Raw genomic sequence first — 18,455 nt, forward strand, 5'->3', positions numbered from 1 at the left:
CTGACCGCTTCTATGCATGGTCAGATGCTCTCTCCCACCTAAAAAGAGGGGGTTTTATTTTGTGACGGAATTTGTGACCTTGCACCTATACTCGTTTATATTCTTTTACAATCGATTTCCCTTTTTGGTTAAAACTAGTATGATATTCAACAACACTTATTTCACACCCAGGGCCAATTGTAACATTGTTTCCTCTTACTATTTCAGCTATTGTATGTTCTAAGTAAATGTCGTCCCCTTCAACAATTGATGTTTGAAGGGGACCAATGCGACTTGTAAAAGGAATAAATCTAGCCTTTTTTCGTACAGTAATCTTTTTCCCTCCTATTTCTCTCACTTTACTTCCTTCATAACGCAGTGCGATTTGAATATTTTCAGCATTTAGAAGTCCTTCACTTTCAAGGCCACCTGTTAATAAAAATTCTTCGACCTCAATGTCTCCTTTTACATTCAATCCCCCTTTAATGTCCACAAAATTTCCAGACAGTTTACCATTCGCTTCAAACATTCCCCGAACTTTTGTTTTGTCAATGTGACAATCATTCTGTACTTTTGTATTACCGTACACTTTCACATATTCAGCGTATAAACTTCCTTGCACTTCGCTATCTCCATACACAACGTAGGCCTTTGCCTTCATATCACCATGGACATGGCTTGCTCCATATGCTTTAAACTCATTACAACTAACGTGATTAGAAATTGTTCCTTCTCCTCGAATCTTCACTTTATTATAAGCCCCGCCTGATGAACTGCCAGAGCCATTTAAAGTGAGACTATGCTGATTTTCCATATTCATTCCTCTCTCCCGCCAAAATTAAACTTGCTGAATTTCTTTTACTTTTGCATTTTTATCGACATGAAGTACCCCTGTATATTCAATAAGTCCAATCTCACAATTTGGCCCCACCGTAACATTGTTACCTCTTACTGTATTGATTTGTACGTGGTCAATATCTATATTGTCACCCTCTAATAATTCAGCTTCTAACTGCGATCCAAACATTGTTTTAAAAAGTCTACTAAATGCAGACAATCTCTGCCTTACTTTAATCGTTTGTCCACCTATCTCTTTCGCTCTACATGTACCATGAATATCAATATCAATTTCATCCGCACTCAGTAAACCGCCGATTGTAAATTGTCCTTGTGATGAAAAAACATCCACTTCGCAATTACCATCTATAGTCGCTTGCCCGCGAATCTTCAATTCTTCTCCAGTCAGAGTACCACCAATTGTCCCTTTACCAGAAATCTTCATAGTACTAGCACTTACATCTTTTGTTATTGTTGCTTTTCCATCGATTCGCATATTTTCAGTTTTTACTTTACCATCAACTTTACCAGAGCCACTAATTCTTGTACGCTCACTTTTTATATCACCGTTTACATTACCTGACCCGTTACATTCAAAATCATCACATTCAATATGTCCATTAACAGTTCCTTTTCCGTTTAACTGCACTTTATGAAACTCTCCACCATTTGAAGAACCGTAACCATTTATAATTAAATTTTCTGTACGCATTATTTATCCTCCACTACATCAGTTTTGTTTTTAATGCTTCTGTATAATTCATGATTGTTGTACGTACGACTATCTTCGTGCCTTTTTCAAAAAATAAATCATCTACATTTGAAACTAAGAAACATGTGGAAATACCTAACTTACGAACTACAACTAATTCGCCATTCTTTTGTTTGATGATTTCATAGTGCTCACGCAGCACTTGTAAAATCATCTTACCCTCTTCTAAACTAATTTCTCCGGATTGAAGCAGTTCTTCTAAAATGTATACATAAAGAATATCAACAAATTGAAACTGTGCTGATGTATTCGTTTGTTCTATATAGAATTGTATAACCGGTTCTGAAGCAATCCCTTTACGTATTACATCTTCTTTTGTTAAGTAAATCTCTGTGACGCTTGGCGAAAACATATTTGCTAATTCATCAAGAGACAAATCCTCTTTCATCGTTTGAATTTTATCAATACGATCTAATATCTTTTCTTTCGGAAAAAATGTTTCTTGGCCCGTAAAAGTCGATTTCCTTACAAACCAATCTTCCGGTATTAAATTTTTTCTTTTCCATCTATATAACTGTCCATATGAAATACCAGTCAGTTCCAATAAATCCTTTTTTGAAATTAAATCCGTACTCAACTGTATAACACTCCTTCCTAATAACAATGTAACATAACACTGTTACATCGTAAATGGGTATTTATAAAAATGTGCGTAACCCCCTTCAAAATCGAACTTTGATTCCATACAAAAAAGGCCCTTTCAGATTTTATTAAAAATCGAAAGAACCCTTATTTATTAAGGTTTAAACCATATATTATAAAAATCAATCCAGCCCTGTGAATTAATCATTATATTTTGCACTTTTTCATGTGTACTTATGTGTTGTTTATTGCGATATAAAGGAATAATATGAATGTTACGTAACAATGTGTCCTCGATATCGCGTAACAGTGTGATTCGTTTCTCTAAACTAGATTCCATAAAATACGGCCGTAATTGTTCATTGAAATCAAGAAAACTATGTTGATGAATAAAGCTGTTTTTGGAAAGAAACATATACAGCAAACTACCTTCTGTTTGTTCGCTAATTGTAGCGCTGTCATGAATAATATCTGCCTGCTGTATCGTTTTAATCTGTAATAATTCTTGTGCATCAAGAAATTTTATGCCAATGTTAATCCCGTATTGGGCACATTCTTTTTGAATCCAATGTGCATCTTCGACGTGATCCCGTTCTTTAAATGTATATAAATATAATACTTCATTACTATAATCACTATTTTTAATAAGAATATGAATATCCTCTTCTAATTTTGGTATAGAGCCATTCGTTAATACTAAATTCTTCGCCACTTCACCACGCTCTCCCTCTAACTCTTCAACTATTTCATGACTATGAATAATTTTATATAATGCTTTTCGAAATGTAACATCTTGCATAGGGCCTTGTTTGTCAATATTTAACGTTATGTATGTTACATTAGATTCCAGTTTAGAAAGTTCTTTATAATGCTTTTCTATGTCATTATGTTGCGCTTTTACTAAAACATCATATGTATCTATACTTTGTGGCATATTCCATAATTCAATCCGATCCAGAAAGGGCCGTTCACGAAAATACAGATCATGGGCTTCTAATACAAAAATATCATCATTATTTTCACACACTTTAAACGGTCCCGTTCCAATTAAGTTGCATTCTTCATCTTCCATTACAATAGAACATTGTTCTGCACTTAAACCATATAAAAATAACTTATTTTCTGTATGTAAGTGAATTTCCACAATATATTCATCTACAATATGCATTCTTTCAATATGTTGTAACATCCACAAATGCGGATTATTCTCCTTATGTATAAACCTATTAAATGTATGAACAACATCATGAGCTGTAAATCGTCTCCCGTTATGAAATGGAACACCTTTACGTAAATAGAAAGTCCATACTTTTTGATTACCATTATATTCCCAGTGAAATGCGAGTCTCGGTTCTACTGTATTTGTGTCTTCGTTAACATATATAAGTGTGTCATAAACATGTTTCACCATATGACACTCCGAACGCATAGTAGCGTATACAGGATCCAAAGAAATACCGAGCTTCATTTCAACTTGTAAACGAAGTACATCTTTTCTGCCTTGAGAAGTCATTTCAATTTGATAACCAAATATAGAATCGATCCAATTTTGAAATTGTTGTCTCAACGAAGAGAAATAGGGGCTATATTGCTCAACAAATGCTTTTCCGCCTTTTACATCCCCTTGTTTCGTTATTTCTTTCCCCTTTTCTAAAATTAAAGAAATAGGATGTTTTTGAAACGATAACTTTGATCGATTCCCTCTCCCGCGGCCAGGAAACCAACAAATCCAATTCAGTTCTTCTAATTTTTTTATAATAAATTTACTATTACGATCCGTGCAAAACAATGCTTCTGATATATGTTGTAATGATATTTCTAATTTCTCTCCCTCTGTTCTCCCTTTTCCATACTGGAGCCACAGCTGTATGTATTGCTCCAAAATAATCATACGAATCCCCCTAAAAGATGAAAAATCCCGCTCTTTCATTCTACCCTTTTTCATTTCTTGCTTCCATCTTATGATTTCCATATAGAAAGGAGGAAATGAAGAATGAATCATCTTATAAAACGTTATAGTAAACCAATCTGGATTCGATTATTAGGAGAATTATTAACTCGGACAACCGAAGCCATGTTGGCAATTATTTTTATTGTACATGTTAATCACGTTCTAAAAGGTAATGTGTTTCTTACCATGCTTCTTTTTGGATTACAGCCACTTTCTGATATTGTTTTTACGTTATTTGCTGGAGGGGTAACAGATCGCTACGGTAGAAAGAAAATTATGTTACTCGGATTGTTCTTTCAAGTAATTGCAATAAGCGGATTTGTTTTTGCTGAATCAGTCATATTCTTTGCTTTGCTATATGTTCTGAACGGTATTGGTCGTTCTTTATATATTCCTGCTCAGCGTGCCCAAATTGCTGATTTAACAAAACAAGAAAAACAAGCCGAAATATTCGCTGTTCTTCAAACAGTAGGAGCTATCGGTTCTGTAATCGGTCCATTAATCGGTACCTTTTTTTATACTAGTCACCCTAAATACTTATTTATAATTCAAGCTGTAGCCCTCATCTTGTATGCCATTCTCGTATGGACACAGCTACCAGAAACAGCTCCGATGATTCAAAATGAAAGATCATTAAAAAAAACTACACGGAAGCAGTTTATTTTTAAGCATTATGCTGTATTTGGCCTTATGCTAACCACTCTTCCAATTAGCTTTTTCTATGCTCAAACTGAAACCAATTATCGTGTATTTGCAGAGAGTATCTTCCCAAATTTCCTATTCGTTCTCGCATTTATTTCAACTTGTAAAGCTGTAATGGAAATCATACTACAAGTCGGTCTTGTTAAATGGTCTGAACAATTTCCGATGCCTAAAATCATTGTCATTTCATATGTTTGCTATACCTTTGCAGCAATTGGTTATGGTTATTCTACAACATTATGGTCATTATTCTTCACATTGCTTTTCTGGACAATCGGGGAAAGTATTGCTTTAAACCACTTACTTCGATTCGTTTCAGAAATAGCGCCAAACCACAGACGTGGATTGTACTTTTCTATTTACGGAATACACTGGGATATTTCTCGCACTTGTGGACCTGCTATAGGAGCCATTATATTGAGCCATTTGAACGGTAGTACTCTATTCTACATTTGTGCTTGTTTATTAATAATAGGAGGAATCGGTCAAACATTCTTTATTCATTCATTAGAACGAAACAAGAAAAAAGAGTTGTCCTTATAATATTGAATTGATTGAAAATACAAGTTATTTATTGGAGAAGAAGAGAAAAAAAGATAGATGAAGTAGAAGATTCTACTACTTCGTCTATCCTTTTTTGTATTATGAATTATTCAGCCTTACATTCAATTACTTGAGTTGATATATATACGACAGAATCCTATTAGTCCTTACATTATATGAATAGAAATTTATTTCTCAAAATAGTTCTTCATTATATATTTCATTCATATACCATAACCCAATATCTTTCTCCAATTTCTCCTTCTTCAACAACTTTCTTCCAACCATTGTTTTCATAAAATTTCATTGCTTTTTCGTTCTCAGATACGCACTTCAATCTTAAAGGTTTATTCATTTTTTCTATGGAGGCATGAAGCAACTCTCCACCAACACCCTTACCGGAAAAATCGGGATGAACAAATAAATTATGTATAAAGTTTTCTGGCAAATATAAAGAAGCAAATCCAAGGATACGATTGTTTTCTTCTGCTAAAATAATATATTCTCCTACAGTATGTTTATCAAAATCTTCTAGAGTCATTTCTTCCATATCCGCCCAATGGAAACTTTTACGTCGTGATTCTAAATATATCATCCTTAAAGCAGGGTAATCTAATTCATTTGCTACTCTAATATTCAAATTTTCACTCTCACTTTCCTGAATTTCTTTTGAAATTTAAAAAGGCAATAATTTGTTTCAGGCGTTTAGATAGTTGGCTTCCTTTCATCAGAACTCTTACAAGTGGTTACGCCAAACTGAGAAAGAGTATAAATATTTTTATACAATTTTTCATTATTTCAGCCTACCTTATCATCTTCCTCCTTGCATCCAATCCATTACACTGCTTTTCAAGTCATGCGAGCACCAAAAAGTAAGTGCTTGTTCTTCCCCAAACTCCGCTACTAAATGTTCAACATATGACATGCCTAAGAAATAGCCAAGTCGATTATATCCAAAATAACGTCCTCCCGATAATCGGAACCATTCTCTTTCTTTTTCAAAATTCCATCCCGTGTTGTAATCCTCTAAAAATTTCTTCTTAATTTGAGAATTCTTATTCGTGTAACACTGTAGCCATGCTTCTCCTTCGTTATTGTATGAATAATACACCGCATCATGTAACTCGTTTACAACTTTTTTAGAAAGATATGTTGCCACCCCTTCTCGATATAAACTAACCGTTACATCTGTCCAATCAGCACGTCTCCAATCCATTCCGTTTCTATCTAATAAAGCATTGTGATATATATGCCCAATCTCATGTGCGACAATGACGCGAAGGTGCTCTATATTAGGAGATAGCTTTTCTGCTGCGAAAAATATTTGACCAATGATTTCTCTTTCAACGAATGCATTCGAGCCAAAACCGCCGACAAATAAATGAAATTGTAAATCTAACTCCAAATCAAAACGAGCGATATAATCATTCATAACATCTTGGATAATACCTGGTAACGTTTCAGAAATAACTAGAATGTCTTTTAATTTATCAGGATATTTTTGAATCGCTTCAGAAAGCCGTTCTGTTGTTTTCGGACAATGATACATGAAATATTCTTTGAAAGCTTCTGGATATGTATCGTAATACTTTTGTAAGTCATCAATTGATACTTCACTATTCCTACACAAACTTAAAAAACTTGGAATCGTATTATTTATTATCATCGTATAGCGTCTCCCTACATCATTCTGAAAAAATTTTCATCTATACACCTTCTCTTTCAAACGATATGACTCCTTCTTATAACATCATTAAAAAATAGATCTGCTCCCAAAATTAAAAAAGCTGCTCTATGAAAGAGCAGCTCCAAATATGTATCTCTATACTTCAATATCTTTCCCATCTTCAACGATATGGTAAAGTAAGTGAGCTAAATGATGAATAGGGCCATACTCTTCCTCTTCTTCATCCGTTTCACCCTGGAATTCAAGATCATTTAAATACAATGCTAAAAATTGATAGAATAATTTCAAATCAAATCCGTAGCAAGCGCTTGGCTCTTCATGATCTCCTTCATATTGCAACATTAAGTATTGTTCATTTCCTTCTGCGTCTTCTGCATCAAAGAATACAAAGAAACCAACATTTGTGTCTAAATCAAATAGATGACGAGTACCGTTTTCTGTTGCTTTATTGAAGTCCTCTTCACTTAACTTATGTACTGTTGTTGCTTTTGCATTGTCTTCTTGATGAAAGTTTACTGTAAATGATTTCAATGCTGACACCTCCTGATTGTATAACAGTAGCATAACAGATTAGACAAGATAATACAAAAAGGACCGCATACAAAATGTAAACAGTCCTTTATCATTTATTATTTTATTGCTCTTAATATTAAGCTCACGATAAAGATTAATATAATTGCACCAATTAAAGCTGGGATAATGGCAAATCCACCTATAATAGGACCGAATGTACCAAATAACGCTGTACCAACCCATGAGCCGATGATACCAGCAATAATGTTACCAATAACCCCACCAGGCACATCTTTTCCAGTAAGCAAACTTGCAAACCAACCTAGAATACCTCCAACAATTAAAGACCATATAAATGCCATATGATTACCTCCTTCATTTTATAAAACAAAAATAATAACCCTAAATCATTACTTACCATTAGTTATGTTACTTTTCTTGACAAGTTATACTTTTAGCCTGCATATACTAGAGAAACACTCAAACAGACCACTCTTAATACTCCACATCTTTTTATCCTCTGCCCTAACTATTCATGATTTGGTTTGGTAGTGAATGTATAATAAAAAACAGGACTCCCAAATATATATACAAAAAAGGAACGAGTGCTTTATTTTATTTTTTAAAATTCAGTGAAATTAACAATACGTCTACTAAAGGATGAATCCATATTAAATAATGTAGATTTATTATTATAAAATCTATCCAAAGTTAGAAGGGGGATTATCAAAGTTTGGATGGCTATTCCTGAGGATAAAAAAACAGATGCTGAGGCATTAAATTGTAAAGAGATGATAAGACACGTTCTTGTAGCCAAATACGGTTATCTACAAATACTAGAAAATCAAGGGAGTGTACAAAATCCATCATATCCTTTTGAAACAAGACCTTTTACATCTGTTCAAGATGAGTAACATTTTCAGTTGCAATTTCTCTTGAAACGTTACCGTAATTCGCAACAATTCCAATACTAGGCATGGTTTGTCTGCATAAATTAAGGAAACAGCATCATCAATACCAAAATCTCTAAAAAAGATCATTTCCTTATAACCTTCATTCCCCCTCTTCAGTATATTCTACTACTATTATTATGCTGAAAAGACAAGACGGTGAAACAGTGTAAAGTAAAAAAGCCGCCTATTTATTGGCGACTTCCATCTTTTTATAAGAAAGATATGCTAATACATTCTTACTTGTATTATATTTCGGATTGTTTCCTTTTCTAGGCTCCCTAACATGTGTTTTTTCAAAGCCAGGAATTTCAGGCATCTTCTCCAAAAATTCAACAATCTCTTTTTCAGTTCCCTCAATACGTACGCGAATCATTATTATTACTACTCCTCAATCCTTGTTTTCTCTATAATAAGTATAGCGTACTTAGGAAAGACTGCAAGATAATTATCTTTTTAATGTTGCACTCTTTTGACACACAAAGAGTGCCATCTCTGTATAAAATGATTCTACTTTATTATTTTCAAAATGAATTTTGAAAAACTCCTTCATTTCATTTGAAGTTTTCATCATACAATCTGTTAGCTTTATACGTTTTTGCGGTGATACGTCCATCATGTCACACCACCAGTCAAAATTAAATTGCTTTTCAAATGTAAGACATGAATGCATTTGTAAACCGTGCTTTTCTAATAACGAAATCCATTCTGTTTTTTTTAGCGCCCGTTGATGGCTCGGATCTCGTTTCTTCTCAATAAAATTATAAAATGTATCATATTCTGTATGTTCTGGGGAGACATTATCAATTAAAATAAAGAGTCCTTTTTCTTCTAGTGTGCGGTGTACCTCAAAAATAAATTGGGCAGGGTTTGAAAAATGATGCGCCGCGATGCGACAAGTAATTGTATCGAATGATGCGTTAGGAAATGGTAAATTCTCTGCATTTCCTACGACAAATGATACATTTTCATGTCCATTTGTCTTGATAAACTTTTTCGCATTTTCTAACATTTTTTCTGTTAAATCAAGTGCGACGATCTCTTTAAAAAGTGGAGCTAATACATTAGCAACATGTCCACCACCTGTAGCGATATCAAGAAGACGAATATTTTTGCGAGCTTCTACTTGCTGAACTAAATATTGTAAATCCGGTCCTTTTGCATGAATGTTACTTTTTACATATTTTTCAGCATTACTACCAAATTGTGTTTTTACAAGTTCTTCGTTACTCATTCTAAATCATCTTCTTTCTACATATATTTACATATTATATTTTTTATGTAGATATTCTTTATTAAATTTTATCAAACACTGATAAAACAATAAATACTCATTTGTTATTTTTCTTAACTTATGATTTAAAATGTAGTCTTTTCAAAATAAATTTTAATGGACTTAGAGAAATGAATAAACTATTGTTGCTATTTAAGAAAGATTGGTAAGTTTTCTGATTGAATAACTAAGGCTGTCATTCCCATCTTGCTTCCTGATGAATGTCCTTCACCCTTATTCCACAGTACTCCTTCTCCACTTTTGAGATTAATTCTCTTTTCGTCTTCTCCTGCTACCCATCCTTCCCCTTGTACTACTATGAATAATTGTGGAACAGGTGCTTCATGATAACCAACAATGCCATCAGGATCAATATGAATAAAGCCTATATTAGTTGCTTCTTCTGTTTTTAATATTTTTGAATAAAAAGCAGAAATTGAATTATAATTTCCAATTTCATTACTATCTTCTTTATTAAAAATATATAATTCCATCAACTTTACCTCCACATTCCGACTCTTTTATTACTTAATTTTACATTATGTCAGCAATATTGAATATAATTTCCTTTTCGGTCAGCTCTTCATCATCTAACGTCTCTTTCAGTTTTGCTTTCGTTTTAGGATTTTTAACATTAGTAACGATACCATTCATTTGTTCATCCCATTTATCTTGTGATTTTCACTTTCTAATTTGCGAAGGTTTAAGATTTAACTCTTCCGCAATCTCAACAAGTGGCTTCTCACCTTTGCTTACTTTGTAAATTTCAAATGCTTTGTCACGATCTGGGCTTCTTTGTCTAGCCATATTCACCACCTCGCGGTAATTCCGTTATAATTTTTAATTACAATAAACCCTTCTCTTTTATCAACATTTGAAAATTATATTATTTAAATGTATAATCACATTAAAAGTCCTAACATTTCGAATTGAGGTGACGATTATGAGAAGCTTAGGTTCATTAGTGACCTCTACTGTATGTTCAGTAATCTTGATAATTTGGAATGCTTATACCTTCTATGACAAATTCATAACAGGAAATGCATATTTTTGGATTAGTGGCGTCATAGGTGTGTTATTCCTGCTATTCTTTATCAGAGACATGCGAGATATCATCACGAAAAACTATAGAACTTCAACACAATAGGAGCATTAGTAATTATAAATTTCATTTAAAAGATTTAAAATTCATGTTTTGGTTGTTCCCAATCATTGGTTTTTTATACGCTTATGAATTCTTCTCTGGGCTAATATTCCACCAAGAGTTTCACCGGCTCAAGTTAATATGCACAATAATAATGATCCTGGCATTTATGGATATTAGAAAGAAACTTAAAAACAAAGATTATAGAACAGCATGATATAAAAGGAATCCTTAACAGGTTCCTTTTTCTATACAAAATAAAAAGCAGCTGCTAAGCTACTGTAATTGCTAATACAAATGGTATTTTTAATTTTTATTTACAATTTATTCAAAAGACTAAAAAATCATTTTATTTATATATATAATAATCATTAAAAAGGAGGTGTAAAAATGAGAATTGGATTGTCTGTAAATACAATGTATCAACCTGAAAAATTAAATCCTTCAAACGTTGTGGGAAATGATAAAAATAATTTCTCTACCACTAAAGTTAAAGACAACAAACCAGATGATTCTATTACATTTGATATTCAATCATCTGAAAAAGAAACAAAACAACCTAGCCATAAGTTTACTGAAGTAGATTTATGGAAGATGTTAAAAGACAAAGGTGTACCATTATGGATTATTTTAGAGATTCTAAAGAAATTCCGTGCAGAAAAAGACAAAGAAGCTAATACTGCTAATGCTACAAGCAACACTTCTAATACATTTGAACCTGTAAATGAAACTAGATTAAATGAAGTGATGTAACTAAGTTATTATAATTCTTAATATCAAGGTACGAGAAAAGGAATCTTTTAGGGGTTCCTTTTCTCGTACAAAATAAAAAAGCAGCGGATTCGTTACTTTATAATTTGAAACCTATCATTGAATTATCTATTCTTCTTCGCAACTCTAACCCCTTCTCATGTTCTAACCTAATAGCAGTAGCGCTTTTCCATTTATCTAAATACCTTTCCGTCTCATACGTATATACATTGTCGTCGTTTCATCTCGGATTTAAAGTATTAATGATATATATTTCATAAAGTGCTAAATCAAAATCTGATTCCTCATAGAATCCTACCACATAATGAAAATTATGATTATATCCTTTTATAACCTCTTGTTCTTGCTCTTGTTCTTGTTCTTGTTTAGTTTTGAAATAAAGTTTGTTCAAAAAAATACCTCGCAAACTCATATTTTATGATAAATAAAAGGAAAACATTTTGAAAAAAGATTGATCAAAATGTTTTCTTCTTCAGTAGATTTTAGCTTGGTTTTTATAAAAAAGTTGAATCATTTTCTACCTGTGTTGTTCCACAATCGCGCCCGATTATGGAAGATCATTCTAAAAGTTTTGCTGTACTTATCTTGCAGAATAGCCACCCGTTAATTCAAGCGAAAACATTCACATTCTGCAGAAGAAATCACTTCACAGAAACCATCAATAACATATGTCATAGGTAGGAATTGATTGCATAAAAGAATAAACCTTTCAATTCACGAGGGAACATGGCCCCTCTGTTAGCAAGTTGGAAAACTAATTGCCAAAAATCAGCCTGGATTGATCAATCCTTTACCTAGCATCATAATCATAAGCATATTGGTAAAGTATAGAAATGAAGCTAAACGATCCTATATGATTAACTTTTAATCCCAAGCCTTTAACAACAATGATATCCAGGATTTCCTGCTATCTATCTCCTCTTTTACTTTCGGTTCTATTCGTTTATAAAGATGGATCTTTAGTATTTCTCTCGACTTTATTAATCAATCGACGAATAATAAATGTATATTAATTAATCGATTGATTAATAACAGAAAGGAACTTCTAGTATGAATGATTCTGATAGTAAAAAAGCACCCGGAAGACCTGTCAAAGATAAAGAAGTGGCAAAAATGGATCTTTTAAACTCTGCTACTAAGCTTTTTTCCACAAAGGGATTTGAGGAAACGAGTCTCCGCGAAATTGCCATGGATGCTAATGTAAATATGGCTCTTGTAAAGTACCATTTTGGTTCAAAATTAGACTTATGGAAAGAAGTGATATCCGAACTCTCCTATAAGGTGTTACAAACCAATAACTTCATCCTAAAAGATGTAACTAATGCCTCTAATATGAGGGCCTTATTAGTCGAATTATTCGACAAGCTGGTTGACATGAGTTTTCAACATCGAGAATTCAGTTTGTTTATCATTAACGAAACCGTTCAACAAGGTGAAAGATTTGACCATTTATTTGATAAATTAATCAAGCCTTTTCACGACCAAACTTATCCTTTTATTGTAAAAGGGATCGAATTGGATGTTCTTGCAGACCAGCATCCGGAGGAACTCATTGTCATGTTGTTATCATCCGTTGCATATCAACAGGCCACCCCTCATGTTTTGGGGAACTTTACAACTGTAACAAAAGACAGAGAGAGATGGAAACAAGTTATCAAACACAGCTTAAAAGTAAACTTTTTAAAGTAGTGCAGATAGGTAAAATTTTTCAAGCAAGAACAATCACTAAAATAACATGCTCTTTTGAAAGGATGTTTTTAATGAAAAAGCTTAATGATATTCCCCAACCTAAAACGTTTGGTCCATTAGGTAATGTACCTCTACTTGATAAAGATAAACCGCTCCTATCGTTTATCAAGCTGGCGGAAGAGTACGGTCCCATTTTTCGGCTTCAAACTCCAGGAGATACCGCCATTATCGTTTCTGGGCATGAACTGGTAGCAGAAGTCTGTGATCAGTCACGGTTCGATAAAAGTGTAGAAGGTCCTTTAGCAAAGGTTCGTCCCTTTGCTGGAGACGGGTTATTTACAAGTGGAACACACGAGCCTAACTGGAGAAAAGCCCATAATATTCTGACGCCTACATTCAGCCAGCGGGCAATGAAAGATTACCATGCCATGATGGTCGATATTGCCGTACAGCTCGTTCAAAAATGGGCACGGCTTAATCCGAATGAAGAGGTGGATGTCCCGGAGGATATGACCCGTCTTACATTGGACACGATTGGTTTATGCGGTTTTAATTACCGATTCAACAGTTATTATCGTGAGACTCCTCATCCTTTTATCACCAGCATGGTCCGTGCTCTAGATGAAGCGATGCATCAAACACAACGATTAGATATACAGGACAAACTCATGGTGAGAACTAAACGTCAATTTCAGCATGATATCCAAGCCATGTTTTCTTTAGTGGATAATATTATTGCCGAACGTAAGGCCAATGGAAGCCAGGAAGAAAATGATTTGCTTTCCCGTATGTTAAATGTGAAGGATCCGGAAACGGGCGAAACACTGGATGATGAAAATATTCGTTTCCAAATCATCACCTTTTTAATAGCCGGGCACGAGACAACAAGTGGATTGTTATCCTTTGCGATCTATTACTTATTAAAAAATCCGGATAAATTGAGAAAAGCCTATGAAGAAGTAGATCGGGTATTAACAGGGCCCACTCCGACATATCAACAAGTTCTGCAGCTTAAGTATATCCGGATGATTTTAAATGAATCGCTGCGTCTATGGCCTACCGCACCAGCATTCAGCCTTTATGCAAAAGAAGACACGGTGATTGGTGGAAAATATCCGGTAAAGAAAAGAGAAGATCGGATTATGGTTCTTATTCCACAGCTGCATCGAGATAAAGATGCATGGGGGGACAATGCAGAAGAATTCCATCCCGAACGGTTTGAAGATCCGGATAAAGTTCCTCACCATGCTTATAAGCCATTTGGAAATGGCCAGCGGGCATGTATCGGTATGCAGTTTGCCCTTCATGAGGCCACTCTCGTACTGGGAATGCTTCTCCAGCATTTTGAATTCATCGATTATGCGAATTATGAGCTGGACATTAAACAAACATTAACGTTAAAGCCAGGTGATTTTAAGATAAAGGTTCGATCCCGAAATCAAGCTGCCATCCGTCCATCTGTCCTAACACCTGTAGCAGAGACGCCGGAGGACCACAAGACGGAACAGCAAGTTCAGAATGCAGCTTCTCTCCAAGGACTCAATAATCGTCCGCTTCTTGTTCTTTACGGCTCTGATACTGGAACTGCTGAGGGTGTAGCACGGGAACTTGCGGATACAGCGAGTTTGCATGGCGTACGGACTGAAGTATCGCCTTTAAATGACCGAATTGGTAACTTACCGAAAGAAGGAGCCATTCTCATTGTTACTTCTTCTTATAACGGAAAGCCACCGAGCAATGCTGGACAATTCGTACAATGGCTTGAAGAACTACAACCTGGTGAGCTACAAGGTGTTCATTATGCGGTGTTTGGCTGTGGAGATCATAACTGGGCCAGTACCTATCAGAATGTCCCGAGATATATTGACGAGCAGATGGCTCAACAGGGAGCCACAAGGTTCTCAACACGCGGAGAGGGAGATGCAAGTGGAGACTTTGAGGAACAGCTCAATCAATGGAAACAAAGCATGTGGTCGGATGCGATGAAAACTTTTGGATTGGAGCTCAATGAAAATGTAGAAAAAGAACGCAGTACCCTAAGCCTTCAGTTTGTCAGTGGCCTTGGAGGGTCTCCTCTTGCTCGTTCGTACGAAGCAGTGAATGCAACTATTGTGGAAAATCGCGAACTCCAATCAGCTGGCAGTGATCGGAGCACTCGGCATATCGAGGTGGCCTTACCGCAAGAAGTTACTTATCACGAAGGAGACCATCTCGGAGTGCTTCCACACAACAGTGAGGAAAATGTCAGCCGCGTTCTCCGTAGGTATAATTTGAATGGAAATGATCAAGTAGTGCTGACAGCAAGTGGACGAAACGCAGCTCATCTGCCACTTGATATGCCTGTTAGTTTACGTGATCTTCTTAGCTATAGTGTGGAAGTGCAGGAAGCAGCAACCAGAGCACAAATACGGGAACTGGCATCTTTTACGGTTTGCCCTCCGCACAAACGCGAATTGGAAACTTTAGTGGAAGAGGGAATTTACCAGGAGCAAATATTAAAGAAACGTATTTCCATGTTAGATCTTCTCGAAAAGTACGAAGCATGTGAAATACCGTTTGAGCGGTTTTTAGAACTTCTCCCTGCACTCAAACCGCGTTACTATTCTATTTCAAGCTCACCACTCGTTGCCCAGGATCGCCTGAGTATTACAGTTGGTGTTGTAAGCGGACCTGCACGGAGTGGACGAGGCGAATATAAAGGGGTCGCTTCTAACTATTTAGCTCAACGTCACAACGAAGACAATATTGCTTGTTTTATTCGTACTCCACAATCAGGTTTTCAGTTGCCAAAAAATCCTGAAACGCCAATTATCATGGTTGGACCAGGAACTGGGATTGCACCATTCCGAGGGTTTTTACAATCACGGCGCATCCAGAAACAGCAAGGCGTAAAGTTAGGAGAAGCTCATCTATATTTCGGTTGTCGTCATCCTGAACAGGATTATCTCTATCGTACAGAATTAAAAAAAGATGAAAAGGATGGCATATTATCCTTACATACAGCTTTTTCGCGTCTGGAAGGACATCCAAAAACATATGTACAGCATTTAATGAAACAAGAGGGAGACAAATTAATTTCTTTATTAGATAACGGCGCTCATCTTTATATATGCGGTGATGGAAGTCGAATGGCTCCGGATGTAGAGGATACTCTTTGTCAAGCTTATCAGCGAAATCATGGGGTAAGTGAACAAGAGGCAAGAAATTGGTTAGACCAATTGCAACGTGAAGGACGATATGGAAAAGATGTGTGGGCTGGAATCTAAGCTCCGTATTAGACAGTATTAGACAGTAATACACAATATTTAAAAACAAAAATCCCGTATCCTTTATTGGATTTGGGATTTTTACTTAAACATAGATATCCAATTTTCTTTAAAGGTGTTATTCCACGAACTAGCCCGTTTGTTGAACAAGTAGGGACGGATAATGGCCGTTCTCGCCTTCAACTAAACCTTTTTATATACCTCGGTATAAGCGAATTTCAACTGTTTCCGTAATTCTATATTATCTTCTTCTAGCTTTTTAATTTTTCTCTTCAGAGACGCGATAATCACATCTTTGTTGTTCTCATTTACCTCACGTTTAACCTGTTTTTTTGGTGTGGGCTTGGGCTTTCTGTTGCCGTAAGGAGTCAATACGTTCTCTGATTTTTCTCTAGGATTTCTTCTCAGCCATATTGCTGAGCAACTTCAATCATTTTGGATGTCGATTGAATATAAATCTCATATTTGGTAGTATTCATTTCCTTCCAAGCCGACTTATCGAATATAGCAATCTCTTGCTTATGAGTTGCAGCTCGTTTATTCTCTCCAATTCTGTAAGTGAAGTAGATCAACAAGAAAGTAGCAAGCGTACCTGCCAAATATCCCATGAGACATCCGAACCCAAAAACTGCACCTCCAATTGTTAGACACAGTCTAACAATTGGAGGTGCAGTTTTTGATGCTTTATTTATACATTTTAAGTGATCGTAGATGACGATGAATTTCTTTATAAAGTTCTTCAGCGGATTCTTGATACTTAACATTCTCTACAGCTATCTCCCTTAATGTTTCCAATTTTGAAATTGCACCTTCAAAATTGTTATTAAAAATTACCTCTTTATCTTCCGCAGTAAATGCTTTTGATTCTCCCATACAATCCCCACCCTTCACATTATCGATTCGACAGGAAAAAGGAAAATCCTTCAAAATAAAACCCATCACTGAAAGGTGACAACTCTAGAGGGGATTGGAGAAAAAGAGAAAACAAATAGTAAAGAATCTCTTTCAAGGTCAAGAATACTCTCAACCTTCTCCAATTCCTTTAGGGCAAGAAGTTCACCTTCAAAAAATACTATATTTGAATAATAACATTGTAAACATTTGACCTAGACATCCCTCATAACTCTTGTGTATTCTATTATAGAAGAATAAAGTAAGACTTATTCTTTGCCATTTTAGGAAAGGTTCTGCTGGAGACGGCAGAACCTTTTTTCGTGAACTAAAAAGTAGAATAAAATAAAATTTTTGTTCAACTTAGTCTTCCAAAATACGATAGTAGAAATGTTGCAATATGAAATTAATCTTATTTTTTGTTTTAACGTATTTCCGAAATTCATCCCCATCTTCAAACGCGTGACGGGCAAGAACCCAGCGGCAAGGTGGGGGGAATTTCGGTTAGGCATAGACTAACTGATTTGTAAGAACTTCCAATTGTAACGGGTTGCACCGTTTCACCAGTGGCATATAGGAGTTGAATCGTAAATGGTGTGTACTTCGCAATTTTTGCTTTTCCTTGTTTGAGAAGAAGCCGTGCCTTGCGATTCCTGCAAGGCATGAGTGGTTCTCCTCTTACATTCTTGACAAATACACGCAGGTTTTGTCCCTCCTAAGAGTTTGTTTCCCTTCGCCAATGTTTGTAGGTGCCCTCAACTTCTCATGCAAGAAGGCTTGTGGTTGACCGTTCCTTTCCAATCAGAACTGTTACAGAGCCACCATAGAGCCGAGAACTAGGGAATCATTCTTGGGTTATGCAACCTACGAACGGAGTCCACGAAAGACTGAGGCTAGACAACCAG

Annotated in this window: 20 protein-coding genes and 3 pseudogenes; 6 read left to right on the forward strand and 17 right to left on the reverse strand. The window is 35.4% G+C overall.

From position 1 onward, the window contains the following. Positions 1–85: 85 nt before the first annotated feature. From COO03_RS22950 to COO03_RS22965, 4 genes are all read right to left on the reverse strand, one after another. A complete protein-coding gene (locus tag COO03_RS22950) occupies positions 86–793 on the reverse strand; it encodes a cytoplasmic protein (protein ID WP_097899330.1) in 708 nt (235 codons plus the stop codon). Between the two features lie 24 nt (positions 794–817). Continuing rightward, a complete protein-coding gene (locus COO03_RS22955) occupies positions 818–1,528 on the reverse strand; it encodes a polymer-forming cytoskeletal protein (RefSeq protein ID WP_097899331.1) in 711 nt (236 codons plus the stop codon). A gap of 13 nt (positions 1,529–1,541) precedes the next feature. Next, positions 1,542–2,165: a YhbD family protein gene (locus COO03_RS22960; RefSeq protein ID WP_097899332.1), complete on the reverse strand. Its 624-nt coding sequence runs from the start codon at positions 2,163–2,165 to the stop codon at positions 1,542–1,544. Between the two features lie 159 nt (positions 2,166–2,324). Next, on the reverse strand, positions 2,325–4,115 hold the full coding sequence (locus COO03_RS22965) for an SgrR family transcriptional regulator (RefSeq protein WP_097899333.1): 1,791 nt from the start codon (positions 4,113–4,115) through the stop codon (positions 2,325–2,327). Positions 4,116–4,163: 48 nt separating this feature from the next. Here COO03_RS22965 and COO03_RS22970 point away from each other — a divergent pair, with 48 nt between their 5' ends. Beyond that, a complete protein-coding gene (locus COO03_RS22970; RefSeq protein ID WP_097899334.1) occupies positions 4,164–5,366 on the forward strand; it encodes an MDR family MFS transporter in 1,203 nt (400 codons plus the stop codon). 220 nt (positions 5,367–5,586) lie between these two features. On the opposite strand, the gene COO03_RS22975 is transcribed toward COO03_RS22970, so the two are convergent. The 4 genes from COO03_RS22975 to COO03_RS22990 form a co-directional block, all read right to left on the reverse strand. Next, entirely contained in the window at positions 5,587–6,006 is a 420-nt protein-coding gene (locus tag COO03_RS22975; protein WP_097899335.1) for a GNAT family N-acetyltransferase, read from the reverse strand. 171 nt (positions 6,007–6,177) lie between these two features. Further along, entirely contained in the window at positions 6,178–7,032 is an 855-nt protein-coding gene (locus COO03_RS22980) for a DUF5700 domain-containing putative Zn-dependent protease (RefSeq protein ID WP_097899336.1), read from the reverse strand. A 156-nt stretch (positions 7,033–7,188) separates the two neighbouring features. Then, positions 7,189–7,584 carry a cytosolic protein gene (locus COO03_RS22985; RefSeq protein WP_141523112.1) on the reverse strand — a complete coding sequence of 132 codons (396 nt, stop codon included), beginning with the start codon at positions 7,582–7,584 and terminating at the stop codon, positions 7,189–7,191. Positions 7,585–7,682: 98 nt separating this feature from the next. Continuing rightward, the gene (locus tag COO03_RS22990) at positions 7,683–7,928 is read right to left on the reverse strand and encodes a GlsB/YeaQ/YmgE family stress response membrane protein (RefSeq protein WP_097899337.1); all 246 of its coding nucleotides are present in this window, start codon (positions 7,926–7,928) and stop codon (positions 7,683–7,685) included. Positions 7,929–8,303: 375 nt separating this feature from the next. On the opposite strand from COO03_RS22990, the gene COO03_RS27220 reads away from it, so the two are divergent. Then, positions 8,304–8,480, forward strand: a complete 177-nt coding sequence (locus tag COO03_RS27220; RefSeq protein WP_154724653.1) for a hypothetical protein — start codon at positions 8,304–8,306, stop codon at positions 8,478–8,480. Here COO03_RS27220 and COO03_RS26650 read toward each other — a convergent pair. From COO03_RS26650 to COO03_RS27830, 5 genes and pseudogenes are all read right to left on the reverse strand, one after another. Next, a pseudogene (locus tag COO03_RS26650) lies at positions 8,464–8,606 on the reverse strand (nucleoside hydrolase); the annotation flags it as partial. The gene COO03_RS27220 and the pseudogene COO03_RS26650 sit on opposite strands and share 17 nt — an antisense overlap. 97 nt (positions 8,607–8,703) lie before the next feature. Next, positions 8,704–8,892: a YvzF family protein gene (locus COO03_RS22995; protein ID WP_097899338.1), complete on the reverse strand. Its 189-nt coding sequence runs from the start codon at positions 8,890–8,892 to the stop codon at positions 8,704–8,706. Between the two features lie 72 nt (positions 8,893–8,964). Then, positions 8,965–9,750 (reverse strand): class I SAM-dependent methyltransferase, encoded by a 786-nt coding sequence (locus COO03_RS23000; RefSeq protein ID WP_097899339.1) that lies wholly within the window; start codon positions 9,748–9,750, stop codon positions 8,965–8,967. Between the two features lie 188 nt (positions 9,751–9,938). Then, a complete protein-coding gene (locus COO03_RS23005) occupies positions 9,939–10,283 on the reverse strand; it encodes a cupin domain-containing protein (protein ID WP_097899340.1) in 345 nt (114 codons plus the stop codon). A 61-nt stretch (positions 10,284–10,344) separates the two neighbouring features. Further along, positions 10,345–10,596 (reverse strand): annotated as a pseudogene (locus COO03_RS27830) (phage terminase small subunit-related protein); the annotation flags it as partial. A gap of 136 nt (positions 10,597–10,732) precedes the next feature. On the opposite strand from COO03_RS27830, the gene COO03_RS27835 reads away from it, so the two are divergent. Both COO03_RS27835 and COO03_RS23020 read left to right on the forward strand, forming a co-directional pair. Then, positions 10,733–10,936, forward strand: coding sequence for a hypothetical protein (locus COO03_RS27835; protein ID WP_097899342.1), 204 nt, complete (start codon positions 10,733–10,735; stop codon positions 10,934–10,936). Between the two features lie 387 nt (positions 10,937–11,323). After that, positions 11,324–11,686: a DUF3914 domain-containing protein gene (locus COO03_RS23020; protein WP_097899343.1), complete on the forward strand. Its 363-nt coding sequence runs from the start codon at positions 11,324–11,326 to the stop codon at positions 11,684–11,686. Positions 11,687–11,924: 238 nt separating this feature from the next. On the opposite strand, the gene COO03_RS27225 is transcribed toward COO03_RS23020, so the two are convergent. Beyond that, positions 11,925–12,095 (reverse strand): hypothetical protein, encoded by a 171-nt coding sequence (locus COO03_RS27225; protein ID WP_154724654.1) that lies wholly within the window; start codon positions 12,093–12,095, stop codon positions 11,925–11,927. Positions 12,096–12,754: 659 nt separating this feature from the next. Between COO03_RS27225 and COO03_RS23025 the strand changes: the two genes are divergently transcribed. Further along, the gene (locus tag COO03_RS23025) at positions 12,755–13,393 is read left to right on the forward strand and encodes a TetR/AcrR family transcriptional regulator (protein ID WP_097899344.1); all 639 of its coding nucleotides are present in this window, start codon (positions 12,755–12,757) and stop codon (positions 13,391–13,393) included. Positions 13,394–13,464: 71 nt separating this feature from the next. Further along, positions 13,465–16,659, forward strand: coding sequence for a bifunctional cytochrome P450/NADPH--P450 reductase (locus tag COO03_RS23030; protein WP_097899348.1), 3,195 nt, complete (start codon positions 13,465–13,467; stop codon positions 16,657–16,659). 183 nt (positions 16,660–16,842) lie between these two features. Here COO03_RS23030 and COO03_RS27840 read toward each other — a convergent pair. The 3 genes and pseudogenes from COO03_RS27840 to COO03_RS23050 form a co-directional block, all read right to left on the reverse strand. Next, positions 16,843–17,047: pseudogene (locus COO03_RS27840) on the reverse strand (DUF6262 family protein); the annotation flags it as partial. 296 nt (positions 17,048–17,343) lie between these two features. Beyond that, positions 17,344–17,532: a hypothetical protein gene (locus tag COO03_RS23045; RefSeq protein WP_097899346.1), complete on the reverse strand. Its 189-nt coding sequence runs from the start codon at positions 17,530–17,532 to the stop codon at positions 17,344–17,346. Positions 17,533–18,004: 472 nt separating this feature from the next. After that, entirely contained in the window at positions 18,005–18,214 is a 210-nt protein-coding gene (locus COO03_RS23050; RefSeq protein ID WP_230322555.1) for an RRXRR domain-containing protein, read from the reverse strand. Positions 18,215–18,455 lie beyond the last annotated feature (241 nt).

It is taken from the genome of Bacillus sp. AFS098217 (assembly GCF_002551815.1).
Classification (GTDB): Bacteria; Bacillota; Bacilli; order Bacillales; family Bacillaceae_G; genus Bacillus_A.